We start from the raw sequence: 21,039 nt of genomic DNA on the forward strand, positions 1-21,039 counted from the left end.
CTAGCTAATGACCCCGAACGGTAGCAAACTTCGCTGTCTAATCGGTCAAGAAGCGTTTCGCGCCCGTTCGGGATCATTTATTGACTTTTCGGGCATGGAATGCCACTTTGCTCCCGAAAGGGAACAACTATGAAGCCGGTGACCGATAGCCAGCGCCTCTTGAAGGCGCTCAATGAACAGGATCAGGCATTTCGGAAGCTCGCCACGAATCCGGCCTTCGATTCCGTCAACAAAATCAATCGTGCGATAAACGACCTGGTCGAGGGGCCGGGTGCCACGGCACGCAAACTTTCCGAACAGCTACGCACCCCGCAGTATCAGCGGGCGATCGATATCGCTCGGCAGCTGTCGGAAGCTTCCTCCGGCATTTCTGTTCCGAAGTTGCCCGCGCCGCGAATTGAAGCACCGCGTACTCCCCCTCCTGGCGAGCGTGTAAGATCAGTTGCCGAACTGGGCGCGCTGGTCCGCCGCGCGCGCAAAGCTATGAAGATGAACCAGTCTGAATTTGCCGCTCATGCTGGCGTCGGACGAAGGTTCGTTTCCGAACTCGAAGGCGGGAAAGCCAGCCTCGAATTCGACCGCGTGATGGCCTGTGCCCAGGCAGCCGGCATCGATCTCACCGCCAGATTGCGCAACCGCTGATGCTCATTCTGCAAGTCTGGCTTGAAGCATCAACGGAGCCGGTCGGTTACCTTGTCAAAGGTGACGAAGGTGATCTGTCATTCACTTACAATGCCCAATGGCTGGCAAATCCGAGCGGTCACGCATTATCGCTCTCGTTGCCATTGGACGAAGAGCCGTTCGGCGACGTTCCTGTCCGCGCGTGGTTCGGAAACCTGCTCCACGAAAACGACCAGCTTGAAGCAACCATGGCGCGCTATGGAATCGAGCGCAGCGACATCGCTGGGCTGCTCGAACATCTGGGAGCGGATTGCCCGGGCGCTGTCAGCGTGCTCGGTCTTGATCAGCCACCGGTAAAACGCCCTGGAACGCTGAGCGAAGACTATGATCCGCTCGACGAGGGCATGTTGCGCGAAATTGTCGAGCGCCTAGCCACAGGCAAACCCCTGCCAGATGAGATGCGCGACCCCTCGCCAGTCGCTGGTGTTCGCCGGAAGGTATCACTCGCCGCCTTGCCGGACGGACGCTTCGCGCTTCCCAAGCATGGGTCGGGCGCACCCACGACCCACATTCTGAAGCTGCCGGACCGCCAGAATCCTAAGGAAGCGCGTGAAGAAGCCTTCCTGACCGATCTGGCGGCAAAGTGTGGCTTCTCAGTCGGCACATGCGTGGCCGACCAGATTGGCGGACATGAAATCCTGCTCATCAACCGGTTCGATCGGCTGATCGACGACGACAAGGTCTATCGCTTGCATGTCGAAGACTTTGCCCAGGCAAGCGGCCTTCCCTCCGATCTCAAGTATGAGCGACGCGGAGAGGCGGGGCGTCGGTTCGACGCGGCAACAATCGGAAGAATACTCGCCGCAACGGATCAGCCCGCTCTCGCTCGCAACACATTCCTGAGAATGACGCTGTTCAACCTGCTGCTTGGTAACAACGACAACCATGCCAAGAACAACGGCCTGATCCTGGCCTCCGGGGGCACAGTGCAACTCGCTCCGTTCTATGATCTTACGCCGGTGCTGACAGGCGGCGACTATACAGATGAGCTGGCATTCAACGTGGGAGCCGCCAATCGCTTTGACGACATAACTGCGGACGATCTGATTGCCTTTTGCGCTGCTATCGGGATTCCGGAATCGGGTGCGAAAGCCTTGCTAAGGTCGGCAGCGGGCGAACTGATCGACCAGCTTGAGGAGCTGTCGGCGAGTTTCCCGCGTGAGATGTCCGCACTCGACCGCTTGTTCGGACATACAGCTGCGCACCTAAATGATATACTCGACCTGGATCGTAACCTGCGCGAACGGGACGCGCATGTAACGGGCGGTGGCGGTTGGGCTCTCAGCTGAAACGAAGGCCGGGCGCTAAGCGCCCGGTTCCTTCTTCTCGTCGTCCAGCGGCGTGCGCAGGACGATCCGGCCATTGATCGGCACCACTTCCAGTTGAAGCGAAAGCCCCTTGCGGTCGCGGTGGAACCACGCGGCGCCGATGCGAGTCCAGAAGCCCTTGTCGCCCTTGTTGGCGACATGCCAGGCGAGAAAGTCCGGCGGATTGGTTTCCTGCGCGGGTGCGGTATTGCTGCGTGCCATGATGATTTCCTTTCGTGTCTGGTGGCTCGTTGCACCAAACAGGAAGGCCGCACGGCCAAGGACAGGTTTCATGTCCAACACGGGTTCCCCCGGCAAAGGCCGGGGGAACCGGCGCGGGCAGGGCATTGAAGGCTGACCGAGTGCGGCCAGTGAAGGTGCTGAAGAACGAAGCCGCCCGATCGAACGGAATGGAAACACATGGCAAACCGCCAGACTTGCGCGCTGGATCACTCTCGCTCAAACCTTCGCCATGGCAGTCGAGAGCAGTTCACGGAAACGCTGGAGCGAAGAGGAGACGGTGCTCGCGCTGTATCTCTACTTCCAGCTGCCGTTCGGAAAGCTGCACTCGGGCAATCCAGAAATCCAGGAGCTTGCCGCTGCGCTCGGGCGCACGAGCAGCTCGGTCGCGATGAAGCTGTGCAACTTCGCCAGCCTCGACCCCAAGATCACCGATAGCGGACGGAAAGGTCTGGATGGTGCGTCCAAGCTGGATCGCGCAACCTATTCCGAGTTTGGGCAAGATTGGACCGGTCTCGTGTCGCGGGCCGAAGACCTATGGACTGCCCAGGTAGGGCAATTTGAACCGTCGTCCGCGCCATCGCGCCTGAACGAGAAGCGCAGCGAATTCCGGTTCGAACCATATCAAGGCGAGTCCACGACACAGGCGCTCGTCAGTCAGCGTGTCGGCCAGGACTTCTTCCGCCGCGCGGTGCTCGCCAATTACGAAGAGACCTGCTGTATCACAGGCATCGCCGATCCCCGCCTGCTCACCGCAAGCCACATCAAACCGTGGGGCAAGGACAGCGAGAACCGCCACAATCCGGCCAATGGCCTGCTACTCTCAGCGACCCTAGACCGCGCATTCGATCGGGGGCTGATCACGGTTGATCGCCAACGCCGCATTCGCGTCTCGCGGCAATTGCGCGAAAGCCATAGCCGCGAGACGCGCGACTATTTCCAGCAATTCGAGAACGCAACGTTGCGGTCAGCAATCCGGTTCGATCCTGAACCGGCCTTTCTCGATTGGCACAACGAACACTGCTTCGTCGATCAACGCGCCGCCTGACGTGTCAGGCGGCGCGCGGATTGCCTCCCCTCAATATTCGCTGGCCAGCATGATGGTGAGCACCCTCAGCGTAACCGCAGGATTGGCGGGGTCTTCGCTGCCGAACTGCAAGTCGCGGTCGTAGGCATCGATCTTCCAGAACACGGTTTCAGCAGGCCGCACAGGTCGCGTGGTCGTCCATACGCCATCGCCGTCCAGATAGATCGCCCCGAAATCGCGCTCGCCATAGGGATCATTGTCCGGCGTGAAGGCATCGAAGGTCTCAATCAGTTCCCGCACCCGCGACTGATCTTCCTCGGACAAGGCACGGAATCCCTCGGTCACCACGGCAACACAGGCAAGCCCCATCGCCTGCCGCGCCCGGTCATTGAGCCGTGCTATCTGCTCGCTGCGGGAAAGGGTGCGAGCACTCATTGCACCGCCCTCCCGCCGCATTCGCAGATGTGAACCAGCTCGCCGAAATCCTCGCGCTCGCCTAGTTCCTCTGCCAGTTGCCACACTGTCACCAGCGGCAAGCCGTTTTCGTTGGCCAGCATCCGCAACCAGTCCTCGCGGCACTCGGCTCCGCAAGCGCGGTAGTTCAAGATCAGATCACCCATTTTCTGCCCTCCTTCGGCTGAATGCCGCATCCGACACGCGGCATGCGGCCTGCCTTCCGGCGAGGATGGGAGGGGGAGGGAAAACCGGAATCGATGCCCTGGCGCGGGCCAGCGGGCACAGCCCGCCACACGGGGGCGTCTATTTCCGGTTTCGGGAACGAGAGGGCAAAGCCCTTGGTGTTCCCGCAAAGGATCGTCCCGCGATCCACACAAGATCGGCACCCTTGCAACGGCGCGAAGCCGTCGGAGGTCCTGCGCGCGCGATCAGTGCGCTAGCGGGCCTCCGGCAATGAGAGAGGCAAGAGTGCCTGCGGGTTAGTTCAGAAATGCCGCGCCCTCAGGAGCGCAGAATGCGCGGGACAGAGCGCGTCCACCAGGAATTCCCGCTCCGCTTCCAAATGCTCCTGATCGTCACCCGGATGGGCCGGGACTACAGGCCCGGTCCGCGACAGCGGATAGAGCAGGTTGCCCGGCAGGGTAGCTCGATATCACCGCTTGAATTTTGTAATGATGTCATTAGCCTTTTAGGCTTTTCGGGGTCGTATTTGGTGGCGAATTGCGAATCTATCGGGGGCACTGCCGCCAAGCCCTTCCTAAAATGGGCGGGGGGTAAGCGCTGGTTGGTCGAACGCCATTCGGATGCATTACCCAGATTTAATGGTCGTTACATCGAGCCATTCCTTGGTGGGGGTTCGGTCTTTTTCCATCTTTCCCCACAGTCGGCGCTAATCTCGGATTCAAACGCTCGCCTCATCGAGTGCTACAAACAAGTCAGGGACAATCATCGAGAGGTTGTTCGACTTCTTGAAGAACATCAAAAATTGCATAGTGAATCCCACTACTATGATGTCAGGGCGACGATTTATGATTGCGAGGCCGCAAAGGCCGCCCAATTTCTTTATCTGAACCGGACCTGCTTTAACGGCCTGTACAGAGTCAACATGAACGGGTTTTTTAACGTACCAATCGGCACTAAAAGCAAGGTCATAGATGAATGTGAGAGTTTTTCAGAGATATCTGAAGCACTTTCAAACGCGGAAATACGGCATTGTGATTTTGAGGAAACCATTGACCGAGCAATCTCTGGGGACTTTGTATTTGTGGACCCCCCGTACACAGTGAAACACAACCTCAACGGTTTCTTAAAATATAACGAAAAGATATTCAGCTGGGATGATCAGGTCAGGCTTAGGGATGCAGTCGTGAGGGCGTCAAAACGAGGCGCGAAAGTCCTGATTACAAATGCGGCTCATACTTCCGTGGTTGAGTTATATGAGGGCGTCGGTGAGCTACGATTCGTGAAACGTTCGAGTGTACTCGCGGGTAAGAGCTCTGCGCGCGGCAGCATCGAAGAGCTTCTTGTGGCGGTGGGGTAAGGCCAAGGCAGCATGAAGAACTTCGGGTTGGCCATTGTGGAAGCGCTGATTACGCTGGCGATTACCCAGATACCCTTCTGGGTGATGATGGTGATGCACGCCTTGGGCGACAAAGAGGCGTCCTTCGGATCGTCTCTGTCAGCAGTGCTGAGAACCTTCTCTCCTGGTGATGCGTTGGTCTATTCAGCTGGGATCCTTGCCTCCTCTACCGCCTACGCAATTATGAAGATCGGAAACTTCAAGCGGCGACCATACCTCATGTTGCTGCTTATCCTGCTTCCATTCATTGCCGTGATGTTCGCGATGCCGTTGTTCATTCAAGATTCGAACGGTGCGATCGAAAATCTCACATTTGCAAATAGTTATGTGATCGGAGTCTTGCTGTTTTCTGCGGCTCTTTGGCTCCATGCCCTCTATCAATCGCGTGCGTTTTTCGAAGTTAGCGGGCCGAGCAGCGCGGGTTCAGACAAGATAATCGAAGAGCTGGGAGGCTAGTCCGGTATGGAAAATAGAACCGAGATATCCTTCCGAGCAATTCCGGTTGAACAACCTATAGGAACGTTTTTTGTCGGGGTGATGAGCGCTCGCGATTTGGTGGAAATTTCTGTGGCCGATGTTCGGCGGCTCCATAATACCGAGTTCGATGAGTACATTGGCATTCAGAGGCGGCTCGATCCCGGAAGATCAAAGGATTTGCGGAAGTATGTAACGTCGTACGATGCGACGTTTCCGACAGGGGTCATCCTGGCCGTGCGAGAGGAGAATGCCGAATGGGACGAAGAGACCGGTAAGTTAACCCTGAAAGCTACCGATGATGTGCCACTGATTGAGGTCGCCAGTATCCTTGATGGTCAGCATCGCGTTGATGGTTTGACCGCCCGGCGCAACGGAGGGTTCGAAGTACCTGTCTCGGTCTTCGTCGGCGCTGACGTAGCAACTCAGGCGAATATTTTTGCTACCGTCAATCTGGCGCAGACTAAGGTGAACCGGAGCCTTGTGTATGATCTTCTTGATTATGAGAAGAAGCGTAGCCCGCAGAAGTCTGCTCATCACATCGCTGTTGCGCTAGACAAACTCAGCGACAGTCCCTTCCATGAGAGGATCAAGCGACTGGGTAGTGCGACCCCAGAGCGTAGGAATGAGACCGTGACGCAAGCTGCAGTAGTTGAATCACTTCTTGGCCTGATTTCCTCTGATCCGATGTCCGATCGCAATTCCTTCCTAAGAGCCTTGTTGCCGGAAAACCCGTCCGATGAGGAGCATAAGAAACACCCCTTCCGCCAAATGTTTCTCGATGAGAAGGAAACGGATATCACGCGGATTGTTCTTAATTTATTCAAAGCTGTCGAGAATCGTTGGCCTGAATCCTGGAACGACTTGGAAAGAAAGGGAAACGTCCTTCCCAAAACGAACGGGCTTAAGGCACTGATGCGGTTTTTAAAGCCGCTGTATCTGCTTTTGGCCGGAGAAAATCGGCACTTCGTACCCGAAGTAGAGGATTTTCAAGCGTTTATTGATAAGGTTGAACTTGAGGATAGTGACTTCAACATAACCACTTTCCCGCCAGGCACGTCAGGCGAGTCGAAGCTCTACAAGATGCTCATGGCTACCATCGAAGATGCCGAAGCCTCCAGCGGCTCACTCATCTAACGCTGAATCAACCGGCATACCCAGTGTGCCGATCACTCCATACCGGCACCCAATGCCTTTGCCTCTCCGACCTCGGGAGTACTCGCGGTCATAGCCGTCTGCTTCTCGCCCGATTAGAGAACATCCGGCCCATTGCTGCGGTCGCGAATTCCCGTGATCCGCCCCGAATTGACCGCGCGTTCTTGCCTGTTGACGTAGAACTGGATGTCGTTGCTCTTCATGCCGCGCGCGAGCATCGCTTTGATTGGGCCGATCTCTTCATCAGTGATGCTGCGCTTGGGCAAAGTCGCTTCTTTCAGCTTGTCATACTCTGCCGAATGCGGCCTCAACCTCTCGTGACATCCAGCACTTTTTCTATTCGTTCGCGAAGGCGCTCGCGGCGCTCGATGTGGAAGGCCTCAAATCCATCAAGTGTTTTGGGAACGTCGCCTAGATCGTGCATCGCACAATAATGCGTTCGGTCTCCAGCGTTGGGATAATGCGCAGCAAGCCACTTGGCCGGCAAAGCATCGCGCTTTTCGGTGTTTGCGGTACCTTCGAGTAGTTGCAAATTCGGCAGCTCATTTGCCATCCGTGCAAGCTCCTCAATCCTGTCTTCGGCAACCCCAGCTTTCCGCAGCTTGGCGGTGGTGAAGCGCGAGATCGGGAACACGTGGTCCATATGGAACTGGTTGCGGAGATTGACGAAGGGGAACAGCATCGAAAGCAAGGCGAACATCCGCTTGTCGCCATATTGCAGGGAAAGCATATCTTCGACCTCTGCAGACGAGAACGTGAGCGACTTGCCGCGCGCATCCATGACTTTTTCGAGTTCCTGCGCAGGGAAGGCCTCGCCACCCTTTTGCTGGATCACCTCGCGTAGCGCAGTCAGCAGCGTATCAAGGCCGCTGCCCCAAATTCCCGATGCCTTTAGCAGCGACCGGATCAGCCAAGAATGGATAATTTCCCGGTCGGCAGAGAACTGGTTGCTGACACTATAATTCGCGGGTGCCTTGCGATGGTAAAGGTAATAGGCGATCGGCAGCAGCGCGCTGTCCGCGCGCAGTGTCTGGCCGTTGAGCCCAAAGCTTGCAGCCAGCTCCACGGTCCGGACCAAGGCAGCACGGATTTGCGGCCAGTTGGATTCCAGCTTTTCCATGTTTGCCTGAGTGAAGTTTTCGACTTTAAAACCGACGCTCGCGATGTCCGAGAGCATTAGGCCAGCCTTCAAAACGAAATCTTGGCTTAGAGTGAATCCAGTTCCGATTCGGTTGATCTCATCAACCAAGCTGTGGATCTCTGAGCGGGCGTCTACCTTCTTCCATTGTGCGACGGCGATGCTGAGCAACAGGTCAGAATAGGACAGGACCGTGCCACCGGAATTAAGGCGGATAAAGATGTTGAGCACCCGCTCAACATCCTGCGCTTCCTCCTCATAATAGTACATCAGCTGGTTGGTCTTCACGACGTGGTAGAGCTTTGTCACCATCCGGAAGGCCGACTTGAACTGCTCGCCCGAAAGCCCAGCATCGACCAACCAGTCGTTGAGGTCGGTCACATCGTTGACCGCCATTATGTCGGGCACATTATACCAAAACGCTTCTTCGCTGCGCTCGACTTGAGCGTCGTCGAGAAAACGGAAATCATAAACGATCCCGTCCTCGTCGGGCTCCAGCGAAGCAAGCAGGTTGAGTCGGAGCGTCTTCTTTGGGAAGGCGTCTGGGTTGGTCCACCACTTGCTCGGCAGCTTCATCGCCATGGAGCCTCGCAGCCCAATGTTGAGCGCTGTCAGGCGCTGCTGACCGTCGAGTACGGCGGTGACAGTCTGATCGTGCAATGTCGGCAGTTCAGGGCAATGTGCTGCGTCGCGCTGATGGTAGTGCAGCACGAAATCGTAGAACTTGAAGTTTCCGCTGGTCTCCGGCTTCACCGTCCAGAAAAGGAACGTTCCGAATGGGTAGCCTTGCATAAGGCTGTCGAACAGTCGTTCGATCTGCTCGGGCTTCCACACAAACTCTCGCTGGATTGCGGGAAGCACGTAGGACTTGCGCTGAATTTTATCGAGCGCTGCGGCAATTGTGCCCCCTGGTTTGTACATCGATGCCCTTTCAAAAGCGGGATTGTCTGGCAAACCCCAAGTGCCCGATAGAACTTCGACGTTTCCAGGGAGGATTCGTCAAGGGGTAAAGCACCAAATTCAACGACATGCGTCCACAAGGATTGTGCCAAGCCAACGGGTTCTAGGCACCGATTCTTTGCGAAGCGGACTTTGCGCGGCCCGCTCTCTGTCCTATCACCTTGTACAAATCATGACCGCGATATCGAAAAACCTTAAGTCATTCTCTTCTCGGCGGATTGCTGCTGGGCTTTCGCTTGTTGATGTATCGAAGGAATTCGGGGTCTCATTGGTTGAGGTGCACGAATGGGAAAGTGGCGCGACGGCACCGCCTTCTAACGTGACGCGGTCGCTCGAACTTCTCGCGGACTTTGCCCAGCCAAGCAACCCGCCCGCGCCCAAACCGCGAGCGTTGCCTCTGCCGCTACCCGCTCCCATCGAGCAACCCGCTGCCAGCCTCATTAAGTCGAAACAGCGCGTCGCTGACCATGGTGAAGTTTTCACGCCACCCTGGCTGGTCGAAAAGATGCTCGATCTAGTCAAGGGCGAAACCGAGCGCATCGATTCTCGTTTTCTCGAACCGGCTTGCGGTAGCGGCAATTTCCTTGTGCCGATCCTCCAACGGAAGCTCGCAGCGGTTGAACTGAAATACGGCAAGTCGGCGTTTGAAAGGCGGCAATATGCTCTCGTCGCCCTGACATCCTGCTACGGTATTGAACTGCTAGCGGACAATATCGCGGAATGCCGTGCCAACATGCTGGAGGTGTTCGCAGCCTATCTCGATCTGGACGAGGACGACGATCTCTATCGCGCAGGTTCTGAAGTGCTGTCCGTGAACTTGATCCACGGTGATGCCAGATCGATGCGGGGAGATAACGGTGATCCGATCGTCATTGTCGAATGGGGTTACCTTGGGAAAGGCAAATTTCAGCGCCGTGATTTTCGCCTCGATGCACTGACCGAAGCGGCCAAGGCCAAAGCTGAATTGCCGCTATTTCGCGATCCCGGCGATCATCCGATTTTCAAGGCATTGGGGTTCTATCCACCAATGAGCGTGGCAGAGCTTGCCGCGCGTGACCGCGGACGCTCCGAATGAATGAACACACGCCTCTTTCGCTTCGCAAGCGCAATCCGGATGTCCTGACCTGCATCGCCAACCTATCGAACGATGAGGTTTTCACGCCACCCGAGTTCGCCAACCGGATGCTCGATACGTTGGCCGAGGGTTGGGCAGCGAGCAATGGTGGCGCAAACATCTGGGCGGACAGCACCGTTCGTTTTCTCGATCCATGCACGAAAACGGGCGTATTTTTGCGTGAAATCACCTTGCGGCTGATCAAAGGTCTCGAAGCCGAGATCCCCGACTTGCAGACCCGTGTCGATCACATTCTGACCAAGCAAGTCTTCGGTATCGCCATCACCCAACTTACCGCCCTCCTAGCGAGACGCAGCCTCTACTGCTCAAAAAATGCGAAGGGTGAGCATTCAGTCGCGAGTGGGTTCGAAAGCGGCGATGGGAATGTGTGGTTCGAACGTACGGAACATAAATGGAAGAATGGGAGGTGCTCATTTTGTGGCGCGCCCATGGCCATGTTTGATCGGGCATTAGGTTTCGAAAACCATGCGTATTCGTTCATTCACGCTGACGACATTCAGGCCCGCCTCGGTGAACTATTTGGAAACGAAATGCACTTTGACGTAATTATCGGGAACCCCCCTTATCAATTGGCGAGTGACGGCGGCACACGCGATGTGCCAATCTACCAGCACTTCGTTGAGCAGGCGAAGAAGCTGGAGCCGCGTTTTCTGACGATGGTTATTCCTTCGCGTTGGATGGCCTCCGGCCTTGGTTTGAACGATTTTCGGCGAGCAATGCTCGCTGATCGGCATATCAAAGAGTTGGTCGATTATCCGAACGCAGCCGACATTTTCCCATCTGTGGGTATCAATGGTGGGGCGTGCTATTTCCTCTGGGACGGGGCACATGACGGCCCTTGCGCGGTGTCGACTATTCATGGCGGTGAAATCAATGGTCCGACCGACAGAAATCTCGATGAGTTTGACGTCTTGGTCCGTGACAGTCGGTCGCTTGAGATACTTCGAAAGGTTCTCGCGTGGAATGAGCCATCGGTTAACACGATACTTGCTCGCGATAAGGAATTTGGCTGGACGTCAAATTTCGACGGTTTCCATCAGAAAGAGCGCAAAGGCGATGTCCCGCTATACTATATTCGGTCTGTCAAACGCTCGGTTGGCTACATTGCAAGAGATGAAGTTACAAAGAGCGTAAGTCTTATCGACACGTGGAAGGTGCTTGTGCCGGCGGTTGGTTCTGGCCGAGAGCGCGAACGCAGCGGAGTTGATCTCGTCTTAGGCCCTTCACTGATTGCGCCGTCCCCCTCTGTTTGCACACAATCTTACCTATTTTTCTACGTCTCTACGCGCGAAGAAGCTGAGAGCATTCAATCGTATTACACTACGCGCTTCTTCAGGTTTCTCGTGTCACTTCGGAAGATCACACAACACGCTACACATTCAACCTATCAATGGGTGCCAATGCAAACGTGGGATCGTGCTTGGAGCGACGCTGACTTGTTCGCAAAATACGGCATAACCAACGAGGAAGTCACCTTCATCGAAAGCAAAATTCGGCCAATGAATGGCGGCGACGAGTGACCAAGCCGACCATTGAGGACATCCTCGCCCCTAGACCTGAGGCAAATCCGCGCATCTATGCCTATTCCATTGACGATGCTGCGCACGAAGGCCTGTTGAAAGTTGGCCAGACGACCCGCGACGTAAAGTCCCGAGTGGCGGAACAGCTCAAGACTGCAGCCATTGCCAACTACAAAATCGAACTCGACGAAAGCGCTGCGTTGGAAAGCGGCGGTGTCATCAGCGACCATGCGGTACGTGCCGCGCTAGTCGCTAAGGGTTTCGACAATCCGCAACTCGAATGGATGCGCTGCACAGTCGCAGACCTTCGCACAGTGCTGACCGAACTGCGAACGGGCCAGGTATTCACCGGCACGCACCACGAGACCTTTGCGCCACGTACCGAACAGGCAGCGGCAGTCGAACAGACCTACGCCTACTACCAATCGCGGTGGGATGAGGACGCCAAGGCCGTCCCGCGCTTCTTGTGGAACGCCAAGATGCGCTTCGGCAAGACGTTCACCAGTTATCAGCTGGCGAAGAAACTGGGCTCGAAGCGCGTTCTTGTCGTGACGTTCAAGCCCGCCGTTGAAGACGCCTGGCGGACTGATCTTGAAGATCATGTCGATTTCGACGGGTGGCGCTACCTCTCGCGCAACACCGGGGGTGATCCGCGCGCGGTGCCCAAGGACGTGCCTCTCGTTTACTTCGGTTCTTTCCAAGATCTGCTTGGCAAGGTTGGCGGTGCGATCAAGGCACGGAATGAATGGATTCACGAAATCAACTGGGACCTCGTCATCTTCGACGAATACCATTTTGGAGCCTGGCGTGACTCAGCGAAAGAGCTGTTCGAGGGCGAAGAGGAGGCGATTGCCAGGTCGGAAGCTTTGCTGGAGGCAGCCACAAAAAAGGAAATCGAAAAGGTCAACGAAAAGGCGGCGGATTTGCAGCAACCGCTGGAATCGGAAGCAGACTTCCTGCCGATCACAACTCGGGCTTATCTGTACCTCTCCGGTACGCCATTCCGCCAGATACAGAGTGGCGAGTTCATCGAAGAGCAGATTTTCAATTGGACCTACACCGATGAGCAGCGCGCGAAGGAGGCGTTCGCGACTGAGCATCCGGGCAAGCGCAATCCCTATGCCGCTCTGCCGATGGTCAGCCTCTTTACTTATCAGATGCCCGACGAGCTAACGGCCATCGCCAACATGGGTGAGTTCGACGAGTTCGATCTGAATGAGTTTTTCTCCGCGAGCGGGACAGGGGTATTAGCTACCTTCAAACACAAGGATGATGTGCAGAAGTGGCTGAACATCATTCGCGGCTCGTACAATCCGCAGACTGTGGAACAATTGAAGTCAGGGACCAAGGCGCCATTCCCGTACGAGAATGCGCGGCTGCTGCCTTACCTGAACCACGCCTTCTGGTTCTTGCCCAACGTCGCTGCCTGTCAGGCAATGGCTAATCTGCTTGAGGAAAAGCAAAATGTGTTCTGGCATGACTACAAGGTTATTGTCGCTGCAGGACCTGCGGCAGGCATAGGGTTGGCGGCGCTCGATCCGGTGCGAAAGGCGATCGGCGGCGGGCACGACAGCAAATCGATCACGCTGTCGTGCGGAAAGCTGACAACAGGGGTGACCGTACCTCAATGGTCTTCAATCCTGATGCTGCGTAATCTGAAATCGCCGGAGACCTACTTCCAAGCAGCGTTCCGCGTTCAGTCGCCGTGGTCAATCAAGAACCCAGAGGGTGATGATCCGAACGCAGAGCAGATTCTGAAGCCAGTCTGTTTCGTCTTTGATTTCGCTCCGACCCGCGCGCTGCGTCAGCTTTCTGAATACGGTACCAATCTCTCTCCTGGCGAAAAGAACCCGGAAAACGCGGTCCGTGATTTGCTGTCCTATCTGCCGGTGCTCGCGCATGACGGCGCGATCCTTCGGCAATTGGATGCGGGCGAAGTGCTCGATTATGCCATGGCTGGCACGACAGGCACGCTCCTGGCGCGCAAATGGGAATCGGCAATGCTGGTCAACGTCGACAACGACACGCTTCGCCGTCTGCTTGACAGCCCGGAGGCGATGGCGGCGGTCGAGCGGATTGAGGGTTGGCGCAACCTTGGCGACAATGTGATCGAAACGATCATCAACAAGAGCGAGAAGGTCAAGGAACTCAAGAAGAAGGCCAAGGACGGGGAGATTAGCAAGGCCGAAAAGAAGGAACTGAGCGAGGAGGAGAAGGAGTACAAGTCGAAGCGTAAGCTGGTTCAGGAAAAGCTGATCAAGTTTGCCACCCGGATTCCAGCGTTCATGTACCTCACCGACTTCCGCGAGAATTCGCTGAAAGACGTAATCGAGCTGCTCGAGCCCGACCTGTTCCGCACCGTAACAGGTCTGAGCATCGAGGACTTCCACCTGCTTGTGCGCTACAAAGTGTTCAATACCGAACGGATGAACGCTGCTGTTTTCGCATTCCGTCGCTATGAGAATGCTTCATTGGCTTACACTGGGATCGACAGCCACAAGGGGCTTACTCAGATTGGTGGCTACGATACGGTCGTCGCAGTCTAGAGAAGGGCCATAGACACGCTGGGGGCTATGCCGCTCAACAAGGCGTTGTCTGATTAATCTCGCCCATCTCCCAACCATTCAGCAGCCTTCGCCGCTGCGCTCGCGGCAGTGAAGATCGCCCGGTTGTCGGCCTTGAGCACCTTCAGCCAGCTGGCAAGGTAGCTGGCGTGATCCGGGCGCGGGCTAGCGGAAAGACCAAGGTCGCCGCAGAGAAAGGCTGAACCAAGCTCGGCCACCAGTTCTTCCATGGCATAGGCATCGTCACCGAACCGCTTGCCGAACGTCCGGGCAAGACGGTGGTCAGCGCCAGACCAATGGATCAGCTCGTGCAACAAGGTGGCGTACCAGTTCTGCGCCGCGCTGCCGCTGGCGGTAGCGAAGAATCGCTCGCGGTCTGGCATGGTGATCGCGTCGGTAGAAGGGTTGTAGTGGGCGCTGTCGCCCTGGATGCGCACGCTGGCACCTGTGCCCGCAACGAAGCTGTCCGCCTGCGGGATAGGGTCGAAGTCTCCGCCATCCGCCACTTCCGGCAGTGCGTAGCCTTCGACCTGGATGGCGTTAAACACGTGTGAGGCCTGCGCGAAGATGCGGGTCGAGCTGTCTCTTTCCTCGGCCTGATCGTCATCGCGCTTGTCGAAGATCTTGTAAAACACGATGGGCGAAGCCTTCTCGCCCTTGCGGACCTGAGCGCCAAGTGACTGCCACTGGCGATAGGTCGCCCAGAGACCGTGCCCGAAGTCCTGCGCTTCGGCGCTGGCCCAGAGGGCGAGGACATTGACGCCGCGATAGGCTTTTCCAGTCGCCGCATTCATGGGGCGCGAAAGCGGTGCGGTGCTGCGATGCCAAGGGAGCGAAAACTTGTCGGTGCCGCGCTCAAGGGCGGCGATGATCTGATTGGTGATTGTATCGTAGATGCTGGCGGTTGTTGTGCTGGCCATGGTGAAATTCCTTCGTCCAATCGTTGGGAACGCGGATGAAGGGACGGGCCGGATTGGTCGGGCGGGTCAGCGGTTACGCGGAACAGGCAACACGGGAGGGCTTCAACCCGAATGGAGCGGGCAGGCTGTTGATCCCGCCCGGCACGGCCTGTCGAAGAAGAGCAGTTCATTCCAACGGCAGGACGAAGGATGCTATGGCCTGCCGTCGCCGGGGCTTTCGATCAGCCCAACCCAGCACCCATTGCCTGTGACTTTCCGGCTTCCGGAGTGCTCGCGGCCAGGGCAATCTGCTTTTCGCCCGCACGCTCATAGATCGCGCGAACGAGCCGGTCCTTATCGTCTGTGACAACCACCGCCTCGGCTTTGGCACGCGAAAGCGCGACATAGAGCATCTTCTGGTCGACCAGATTGGTGGAGCGGCTGTCGGCGTGGATCAGGACACGCTCGGCGGTCTGACCCTGTGCGGCGTGCGCTGTCTGGACATAGGCGTGACGCAGATGGGCGTCGCGAGGATCGGAGAGATCGAGTTTCTGCTCGCGTCCATTGGCGAGCTTCACGGTTGCCCGACCACGGTCCGAATCGATGCGAGTAACAGCCCCACCAAGGCCATTGACCCGCCCAGCTTCCCGGTCGTTGCGGGTGAACTGCACGCGGTCGCCGGTGCGGAGTTCCATCGGCTTGGGCTCGAACACCTCTGATTTTCCTGACCCCCACTGCCGGGGATGCCAGTCAACCGACCTTCCATCGCGAGCTTCCAGAGCTATGCGCCCGCGGTCTGGATCGACAGCGGCAATCGCGAAGCTCTGACCCCTCCGCACGGCCTTGGCGGCATAGTCGCGGCTGAACCGGACGACATCGCCAATGGCATAGCTTGCTGCCTCGCGCGCCTCGGCACGGGTGAGGCCTTTCGCTTCAAGAGCGTGGAACCGGACCGCATCAGCGGACAGCTCGCCGCGCCCGGTCAGCTTTGCGCGGATCATGCCGGTTAGCCTGTCCCGGCCTTCGCGCGATGGTTCGATAACCAGCGTTTGCGCGCGCTCTGAGGATGACAACGCCAGATAGTGCCGGGCCATCGCCACAAGGCGCTCTTCCGGCGTCGTGCCCTCGATCACCTTGCCGCCGCCTCGTTCCAGCGCGGCCAGTGCCTTGCCCGCATGGCCCTCGATAGAGGCCATGACGGCTTCGCGGGTGTCGGCGTTGGTCTGCCGGACCACTTCAGCAAGCTTCGCGGTGGCCATGCCTGCCTGCTGCAATTGAGCGAAGGCCGCGCCAGCGCCCACCGAACCCAGCTGCTTGACGTCACCGACCAAGACGAGCCTGGCTCCGGACCTGTCGGCACGGGTCATGAGATTCGCCATATCGTGCGCCGAGAGCATCGAGGCCTCATCGACGATCCAGACTGCGTCCTTGCGTGATGTCTTCGCTTCTGGTGCGAGCAAATGCCGCGCCACGGTGTCGCCACGCAAACCAAGCGCTTCGCCCAGAACGGTCGATGCCGATGCGGTCGGCGCAAGCGCGATAACCGCAAGTCCGTGACGACGCGCTTCGCGCGCGTAGGTGGCGAGCACGGTCGTGGTCTTGGCGGTCCCTGCATAGCCCTGGACGGCGGTGACGCGGTCGCGCGACGTGAGCAGTTCCGCGGTCGCGCGCTTCTGGTCACCGGTCCAGGCGTAGCCAGAGCGCGCCGACTGCCGCGCTGCTCGCTCGATGGTTCGTGCTGCCGCCACCGGACTGGCGAGTGATTGTGCCCTGCCGCGCCCCGTTTGTTCGAGCCTCAACATGGTACGCTCTGCTTCGATAGCCTGCGGCGTCGTGAACCCGGCAAATTCCGCGCCGCGCCGGTCAAGGAAAGTGCGCGGGACAAGCTCGCCACGCTCTCCTGCCTCGGCAATCGCTGCGCTGATTGCGCCATGCCCGGCCTTGCCAAAGGCAAAGTCTCCGGCCTCGCGCGCCAGCGTGCTGGCCGAAAACACCGCCTCGCGTTCGGAAAGTTTGGCAGCGGCCCATGTCACCGCTTGCCTCGTCAGCAACTCCGTGCTGGCGCTTGTTTCGCTGCTCTTGGTCCGCTCTCTCGCTTCACCGATCAGCCTGTCTCGCGCTACCTTGTCGAACTCGTTGGCATCGGCAGTCGCCCGCCAGTCGGCGCGCAAGGCTCGGTGATCCGCACTGGTCTTGGCCTCGCGCGTATCGAGCGCAGCGATCTGCTTTTCGGCGGCGCTGGCTTCCGCACGGTTAGTGCCCCGCTCGGCAAGCCGGGCATCGATTGCTGCCGTCCGCTGGCTCAGCGCGTCGATGACCCTTTCCGGAACACCCGCGATCTCGAACAGCGAGTCTTTCCCTGCCTCGATCCGATAACCCAGCGCGGCAACGCCGTGCGCCAGCTCCTGCCGGTAGATCGCGCCGATCTCCTTCTGCAGCTGATAGAAGGCGCGCGGCTCGAGGCTGCGCCAGCTGCCATCCTTGTCCTGTGTCGCGTTGATGATTACGCCATGTGTATGCAACTGCGGGTCCTGTGCCCTACTCGTGACATGACGGAAGGTGGCGATGGCTAGATTGCCCGTCGCCTCGCGCCGGACTTCGCCGCCCTGCCTGACCCGCGTTGCCGCCATGTGCTTTTCGACATGGGCAAGCGCCACTTTCACCGCCGCGCCATGCGCTTTGATGAGCCGCTTGTCTCCGGCAACCTCGGCCATGATCGAGACTGACTTGGGCGCGGACAGGGTGATGTCCCAGCCTGGCCGGTGTTCGACCTTGCCATCACGCGTCGTGCCCAGCTGCCGTCCGGCAATTCGACCTTCCAACAATTCAGCAAACTTTTCGCGATCGACCTCGCCCGACAGGCCCAGCTTTTCGGCTGCCTCGCCAAACCATTCGGACGGAGCCATGCCGCCTTCGGCATAGTAATCGTCGGCTTCGTAATAGCTCGCGGCCTGACCGGCGTTCGACAGGGCCGAGACCGAGGCGACCATCAGACCGGTCCCGGTTTGGCGTCGGGCTCAGCACCTTTGGCGATCTCGCTGCCCCGGCTCCACAGCGTGCCCGCCGGATCGCCAGGCACGTAACCGGGCTGACGCGGCTCGCCACGCCGGGTGATATGATCGGCGGTGAGACCGATGCGCGCAACCGGCAGTCCATCGGGAAGCAGCAAATAGCCCTGATGCGGACTCAAGCGCAGTTCACTTTCGAGCACGGCAGGGCGGAACTGGCGCTGGGTCGCGATGGTCGTGCGCGGCACTTCACTGCCAATAGACAGGGTGTCGGTGGCAACGCGCAATTCCACCTCGCACTGGCCGATGGTCTCGCTCGCCCACTTCCGGGTTTCCTGATCGACGGTTTGCAGGAACAGCTTGGTGTTGCAGCAGGCAAGCATGGCTTCGGCGATGTTCGCACCGTAGCGATTGCGCATTTGCCCGAGCGCCTGGAAGGTGAGCACGATCGATGCGCCGAACTTGCGACCCTCCGGAAGAAGGCGAGCCAGGTTCTCGACACGGGGCAGGTCGGCCAGCTCGTCGAGCACGAACCAGATGCGGCGGTCTGGCGAGGGCGACAGACCCAGCACCGCACTTGCCGCGCATTCGAGCCAGCACGCCATGAGCGGCTTCGATGCCTCGAAATAGTCTTCCTTTCGAGGCACGAAGATCCACGGCTTGGCACCATCGCATTCGTCCAGTTTGGCGATGAAATCGCGGAAGGCGAAGCGGTCCTCTCCCTCGTCTTCCACCTTCAAGAACTGGATCAGGTTTGCCGCCTTGGCGAGCATGAAGAGCACACTGCCGGTGGCGCGGTCGGCGTCATCCGCGAAGGTGCGGGCGGACGAAGTGTGGCCGAGCCATTCCTTCAGCTGAGCCTTGCTCTTGACCTGCAAGGCTTCGAGCAGGGCTTCCAGACTGCAGTTCTTTTCCGCCCAGAGCGAGCGCATTATGTTGGCGACAAGAATTCGGCTCGTTTCGAGCCAGACATCGTCGTCCTGGCTTCCGGTTTCGGCGACCAGCTGGCGGGCGATGCGGTCGGCATCGGCGGGGTGCGATATCTCGTCGAAGGGCGACCAGTAGGTGCAACGCGCATCGAAGGGATTGAGGATAATGTCACCGCGCGCGGGGTTGTAATAGTGGGCGATGAACTCTCCGCTCGTGTCATAGACCAGCGCCGCTTCGCCGCGTCTCTCAATGCCGTCGAGCATCTGGCGCAAGGCAGTGGTCTTGCCGCTGCCGGTGGTGCCAAGAAAGGCAAAGTGGCGGGTCTCGATCCGGCGCGGAATTGGCACCGGCCCGATGCGCAAGGCATTCGTGCCACAATACTGTGCGGTCTGCGAAGCGACGTCATCTTCGCTCGCAAGGCGAGTTCCGCCAAGAACCCGGTCGGCAAGCGTATCCTTGCCCTGTGCGGACATGGTGCGCTGGATCAACCAGACAGCCAGAAAGCCAATGGCGAGTCCGAGGAACGCGCCTCCGCTCGATACCTTCACGGCCTTCCAGAGCGCACCTTCAATGAACGGATCGCTGGCAAAGCCGGACGCGGAAACGGTCCAATTTTTGCCCTCCATCGACACGTTCATCATCATGTCCTTGCCCGCCATTTCGCCGAGCAGGGTGAGCAATTTCGCGCCGAGGCACTGGCTCGCGACCTTGAGCTCTGCGGGGAGCATCATGAACTGCGGCGCGATGATCGCCCCGGCCCCGGTCGAGGCAAGGATCAGCTTCGAGAAGAAACCGAAGCGCTGCTGCCATTGCGCCATGCGCACGCGCCAAAGGGCGTGTGCGCGGGTGACAAAATCCACTCCCATGGTCATGGCTCGATCTCCAGGGCAAGCGAGCGCTGGCGCTCGAATGCGGCGCGCGCTTCGGCTGCGATTGTCTCGTCGGATTTCTTCGTCCCCAGCGCTGCATGGCGGGCGTAAGCGTAGGCCGCACAGGCAGTGAACAGGGTGCGGTCGAGCACCCGTTCTGCCTCGGCGAGACGCTGCGATATGGCCCCGATCTCGCGCGCCAGTTCGGCAAGATCGGTCTCCTTGTCGGTGCCGTGGAGCATGGCGAGAAAGCCTGCTTCCACGACCCGCGCCAGCATGGCGTAGTCGGAAAGACCTCGACGTTTGGCGAACTCAGCCAGCACCCGGTATTGCGACGGACTGAGGCGCACCGTCTGCGCCCGCGCACTCATCGCCCCGCTCCGATTGCGATGCTATCCGCCATCGCGAAGAATGGTGGAATCGCGCGGGTTCTGGACAACGGGCTTGAACGAGATGCTATCCGCATCCCCTCAAGCCCGCAGAAATCCTTGAAGCACGCGTGCGTGGGGTGTGTATGAAAATTACGGGTCCGATACGCAGTATCGTGGCCCTTTCCTTCTCCAGTCTTTCTCGGGTCACTTGGCATGGGCGTCTTGCTCCATGCTTGCCGTTGGAGGCGTCGCAGACAGGATCAGATTTTTGGCGACATGATCGTCGTAGTAGCGCTGGCGCGACGGGCGGCAGGGCAACTGGCGACCCGCCATATCCGGGCGTGTAAACCAGCGGTAAAGGACCAGATCGATCGCAGACCGCACCTCAACCGCGAGCTGGTTGGTCTCTGCTGGCGTGAGGTCCAGCCACCCGAATTCGGTGCGTAGCTGACTACCAAGCGGAAACCCGGTCCCGTCGCTGCCCAGGTAGACAGGACCTTCGACAGTGAGGCCACAATCGTGGCCCTCAAACCGCTCGCGGACCGGGCGTTCGTACCAGAGCCAGGGGTGCAAGGTGAGCCGACGGGCGCGCCCATCGGCGTTGTCTTCTACAAGCAGTTCGACGAGTTTGGATGTGCGTTCTTTGTCATCAAGTGGAACGCGGGCGATGATCCAGCCCTGCTTCAGCAAGGCCGTTTTGATCCATGAACAAATGGACATTGGCGT

General features: G+C 58.5%; 19 protein-coding genes. 9 read left to right on the forward strand and 10 right to left on the reverse strand.

Going from position 1 to position 21,039, the window contains the following annotated elements; genetic code table 11:
* The first annotated feature begins 129 nt into the window (after window positions 1–129).
* Both ACGHJ7_RS09750 and ACGHJ7_RS09755 read left to right on the forward strand, forming a co-directional pair.
* A complete protein-coding gene (locus ACGHJ7_RS09750) occupies window positions 130–642 on the forward strand; it encodes a helix-turn-helix transcriptional regulator (protein ID WP_390476829.1) in 513 nt (170 codons plus the stop codon).
* Window positions 642–1,970, forward strand: coding sequence for a type II toxin-antitoxin system HipA family toxin (locus ACGHJ7_RS09755; protein ID WP_390476831.1), 1,329 nt, complete (start codon window positions 642–644; stop codon window positions 1,968–1,970). Before ACGHJ7_RS09750 ends, ACGHJ7_RS09755 begins: the two co-directional genes overlap by 1 nt.
* A 15-nt stretch (window positions 1,971–1,985) precedes the next feature.
* Here ACGHJ7_RS09755 and ACGHJ7_RS09760 read toward each other — a convergent pair whose 3' ends face one another.
* A complete protein-coding gene (locus tag ACGHJ7_RS09760; protein ID WP_173215381.1) occupies window positions 1,986–2,210 on the reverse strand; it encodes a hypothetical protein in 225 nt (74 codons plus the stop codon).
* 250 nt (window positions 2,211–2,460) lie between these two features.
* Here ACGHJ7_RS09760 and ACGHJ7_RS09765 point away from each other — a divergent pair, with 250 nt between their 5' ends.
* Window positions 2,461–3,276: an HNH endonuclease gene (locus ACGHJ7_RS09765; protein WP_390476834.1), complete on the forward strand. Its 816-nt coding sequence runs from the start codon at window positions 2,461–2,463 to the stop codon at window positions 3,274–3,276.
* A 30-nt stretch (window positions 3,277–3,306) separates the two neighbouring features.
* Here ACGHJ7_RS09765 and ACGHJ7_RS09770 read toward each other — a convergent pair whose 3' ends face one another.
* Together ACGHJ7_RS09770 and ACGHJ7_RS09775 are read right to left on the reverse strand one after the other, a co-directional pair.
* A complete protein-coding gene (locus tag ACGHJ7_RS09770; RefSeq protein ID WP_390476837.1) occupies window positions 3,307–3,690 on the reverse strand; it encodes a DUF3768 domain-containing protein in 384 nt (127 codons plus the stop codon).
* Window positions 3,687–3,875 (reverse strand): hypothetical protein, encoded by a 189-nt coding sequence (locus ACGHJ7_RS09775; protein ID WP_390476839.1) that lies wholly within the window; start codon window positions 3,873–3,875, stop codon window positions 3,687–3,689. Before ACGHJ7_RS09775 ends, ACGHJ7_RS09770 begins: the two co-directional genes overlap by 4 nt.
* Before the next feature lie 350 nt (window positions 3,876–4,225).
* On the opposite strand from ACGHJ7_RS09775, the gene ACGHJ7_RS09780 reads away from it, so the two are divergent.
* Genes ACGHJ7_RS09780 through ACGHJ7_RS09790 form a run of 3 tightly spaced genes read left to right on the forward strand, consistent with a single transcriptional unit; the run spans window position 4,226 to window position 6,901 of the window.
* Window positions 4,226–5,251: a DNA adenine methylase gene (locus ACGHJ7_RS09780; protein ID WP_390476842.1), complete on the forward strand. Its 1,026-nt coding sequence runs from the start codon at window positions 4,226–4,228 to the stop codon at window positions 5,249–5,251.
* Window positions 5,252–5,263: 12 nt separating this feature from the next.
* The gene (locus ACGHJ7_RS09785; RefSeq protein ID WP_390476844.1) at window positions 5,264–5,746 is read left to right on the forward strand and encodes a hypothetical protein; all 483 of its coding nucleotides are present in this window, start codon (window positions 5,264–5,266) and stop codon (window positions 5,744–5,746) included.
* A 6-nt stretch (window positions 5,747–5,752) separates the two neighbouring features.
* Window positions 5,753–6,901 (forward strand): DGQHR domain-containing protein, encoded by a 1,149-nt coding sequence (locus ACGHJ7_RS09790; protein ID WP_390476847.1) that lies wholly within the window; start codon window positions 5,753–5,755, stop codon window positions 6,899–6,901.
* 113 nt (window positions 6,902–7,014) lie between these two features.
* On the opposite strand, the gene ACGHJ7_RS09795 is transcribed toward ACGHJ7_RS09790, so the two are convergent.
* The gene (locus tag ACGHJ7_RS09795) at window positions 7,015–7,230 is read right to left on the reverse strand and encodes a hypothetical protein (RefSeq protein ID WP_390476850.1); all 216 of its coding nucleotides are present in this window, start codon (window positions 7,228–7,230) and stop codon (window positions 7,015–7,017) included.
* Window positions 7,227–9,011, reverse strand: a complete 1,785-nt coding sequence (locus tag ACGHJ7_RS09800) for a DUF262 domain-containing protein (protein ID WP_390476853.1) — start codon at window positions 9,009–9,011, stop codon at window positions 7,227–7,229. Before ACGHJ7_RS09800 ends, ACGHJ7_RS09795 begins: the two co-directional genes overlap by 4 nt.
* A gap of 178 nt (window positions 9,012–9,189) precedes the next feature.
* Between ACGHJ7_RS09800 and ACGHJ7_RS09805 the strand changes: the two genes are divergently transcribed.
* The 3 genes from ACGHJ7_RS09805 to ACGHJ7_RS09815 are packed head-to-tail and all read left to right on the forward strand — an operon-like array spanning window position 9,190 to window position 14,218.
* On the forward strand, window positions 9,190–10,092 hold the full coding sequence (locus ACGHJ7_RS09805; RefSeq protein ID WP_390476856.1) for a DNA methyltransferase: 903 nt from the start codon (window positions 9,190–9,192) through the stop codon (window positions 10,090–10,092).
* Window positions 10,089–11,672 carry an Eco57I restriction-modification methylase domain-containing protein gene (locus ACGHJ7_RS09810; protein WP_390476857.1) on the forward strand — a complete coding sequence of 528 codons (1,584 nt, stop codon included), beginning with the start codon at window positions 10,089–10,091 and terminating at the stop codon, window positions 11,670–11,672. The genes ACGHJ7_RS09805 and ACGHJ7_RS09810 overlap by 4 nt, the downstream gene beginning before the upstream one ends.
* On the forward strand, window positions 11,669–14,218 hold the full coding sequence (locus ACGHJ7_RS09815; RefSeq protein WP_390476860.1) for a restriction endonuclease: 2,550 nt from the start codon (window positions 11,669–11,671) through the stop codon (window positions 14,216–14,218). The genes ACGHJ7_RS09810 and ACGHJ7_RS09815 overlap by 4 nt, the downstream gene beginning before the upstream one ends.
* A 53-nt stretch (window positions 14,219–14,271) precedes the next feature.
* Here ACGHJ7_RS09815 and ACGHJ7_RS09820 read toward each other — a convergent pair whose 3' ends face one another.
* The 5 genes from ACGHJ7_RS09820 to ACGHJ7_RS09840 form a co-directional block, all read right to left on the reverse strand.
* The gene (locus ACGHJ7_RS09820) at window positions 14,272–15,156 is read right to left on the reverse strand and encodes an ArdC family protein (protein ID WP_390476863.1); all 885 of its coding nucleotides are present in this window, start codon (window positions 15,154–15,156) and stop codon (window positions 14,272–14,274) included.
* Window positions 15,157–15,377: 221 nt separating this feature from the next.
* Entirely contained in the window at window positions 15,378–18,125 is a 2,748-nt protein-coding gene (gene mobF / locus ACGHJ7_RS09825) for a MobF family relaxase (RefSeq protein WP_390476866.1), read from the reverse strand.
* Window positions 18,125–19,945, reverse strand: a complete 1,821-nt coding sequence (locus ACGHJ7_RS09830; RefSeq protein ID WP_390476869.1) for a type IV secretion system DNA-binding domain-containing protein — start codon at window positions 19,943–19,945, stop codon at window positions 18,125–18,127. Before ACGHJ7_RS09830 ends, mobF begins: the two co-directional genes overlap by 1 nt.
* Complete coding sequence (locus tag ACGHJ7_RS09835) at window positions 19,942–20,313, reverse strand: hypothetical protein (RefSeq protein ID WP_390476872.1); 372 nt, start codon at window positions 20,311–20,313, stop codon at window positions 19,942–19,944. The genes ACGHJ7_RS09830 and ACGHJ7_RS09835 overlap by 4 nt, the downstream gene beginning before the upstream one ends.
* A 204-nt stretch (window positions 20,314–20,517) precedes the next feature.
* Window positions 20,518–21,033, reverse strand: coding sequence for a hypothetical protein (locus ACGHJ7_RS09840; protein WP_390476874.1), 516 nt, complete (start codon window positions 21,031–21,033; stop codon window positions 20,518–20,520).
* Between the last annotated feature and the right edge of the window lie 6 nt (window positions 21,034–21,039).

Source organism: Altererythrobacter sp. MTPC7 (assembly GCF_042851395.1).
GTDB lineage: Bacteria > Pseudomonadota > Alphaproteobacteria > Sphingomonadales > Sphingomonadaceae > CAJXSN01.

Bases quoted from the DNA above. Each gene is read 5' to 3' on its own strand.
- ACGHJ7_RS09835 (WP_390476872.1), bottom strand. From the start codon at position 20,313: ATGAGTGCGCGGGCGCAGACGGTGCGCCTCAGTCCGTCGCAATACCGG.
- ACGHJ7_RS09840 (WP_390476874.1), bottom strand. From the start codon at position 21,033: ATGTCCATTTGTTCATGGATCAAAACGGCCTTGCTGAAGCAGGGCTGG.
- ACGHJ7_RS09810 (WP_390476857.1), top strand. From the start codon at position 10,089: ATGAATGAACACACGCCTCTTTCGCTTCGCAAGCGCAATCCGGATGTC.
- ACGHJ7_RS09805 (WP_390476856.1), top strand. From the start codon at position 9,190: ATGACCGCGATATCGAAAAACCTTAAGTCATTCTCTTCTCGGCGGATT.
- ACGHJ7_RS09820 (WP_390476863.1), bottom strand. From the start codon at position 15,156: ATGGCCAGCACAACAACCGCCAGCATCTACGATACAATCACCAATCAG.
- ACGHJ7_RS09750 (WP_390476829.1), top strand. From the start codon at position 130: ATGAAGCCGGTGACCGATAGCCAGCGCCTCTTGAAGGCGCTCAATGAA.
- ACGHJ7_RS09765 (WP_390476834.1), top strand. From the start codon at position 2,461: ATGGCAGTCGAGAGCAGTTCACGGAAACGCTGGAGCGAAGAGGAGACG.
- ACGHJ7_RS09760 (WP_173215381.1), bottom strand. From the start codon at position 2,210: ATGGCACGCAGCAATACCGCACCCGCGCAGGAAACCAATCCGCCGGAC.
- ACGHJ7_RS09790 (WP_390476847.1), top strand. From the start codon at position 5,753: ATGGAAAATAGAACCGAGATATCCTTCCGAGCAATTCCGGTTGAACAA.
- ACGHJ7_RS09755 (WP_390476831.1), top strand. From the start codon at position 642: ATGCTCATTCTGCAAGTCTGGCTTGAAGCATCAACGGAGCCGGTCGGT.
- ACGHJ7_RS09780 (WP_390476842.1), top strand. From the start codon at position 4,226: ATGCGCGGGACAGAGCGCGTCCACCAGGAATTCCCGCTCCGCTTCCAA.
- ACGHJ7_RS09830 (WP_390476869.1), bottom strand. From the start codon at position 19,945: ATGACCATGGGAGTGGATTTTGTCACCCGCGCACACGCCCTTTGGCGC.
- ACGHJ7_RS09770 (WP_390476837.1), bottom strand. From the start codon at position 3,690: ATGAGTGCTCGCACCCTTTCCCGCAGCGAGCAGATAGCACGGCTCAAT.
- mobF (WP_390476866.1), bottom strand. From the start codon at position 18,125: ATGGTCGCCTCGGTCTCGGCCCTGTCGAACGCCGGTCAGGCCGCGAGC.
- ACGHJ7_RS09775 (WP_390476839.1), bottom strand. From the start codon at position 3,875: ATGGGTGATCTGATCTTGAACTACCGCGCTTGCGGAGCCGAGTGCCGC.
- ACGHJ7_RS09785 (WP_390476844.1), top strand. From the start codon at position 5,264: ATGAAGAACTTCGGGTTGGCCATTGTGGAAGCGCTGATTACGCTGGCG.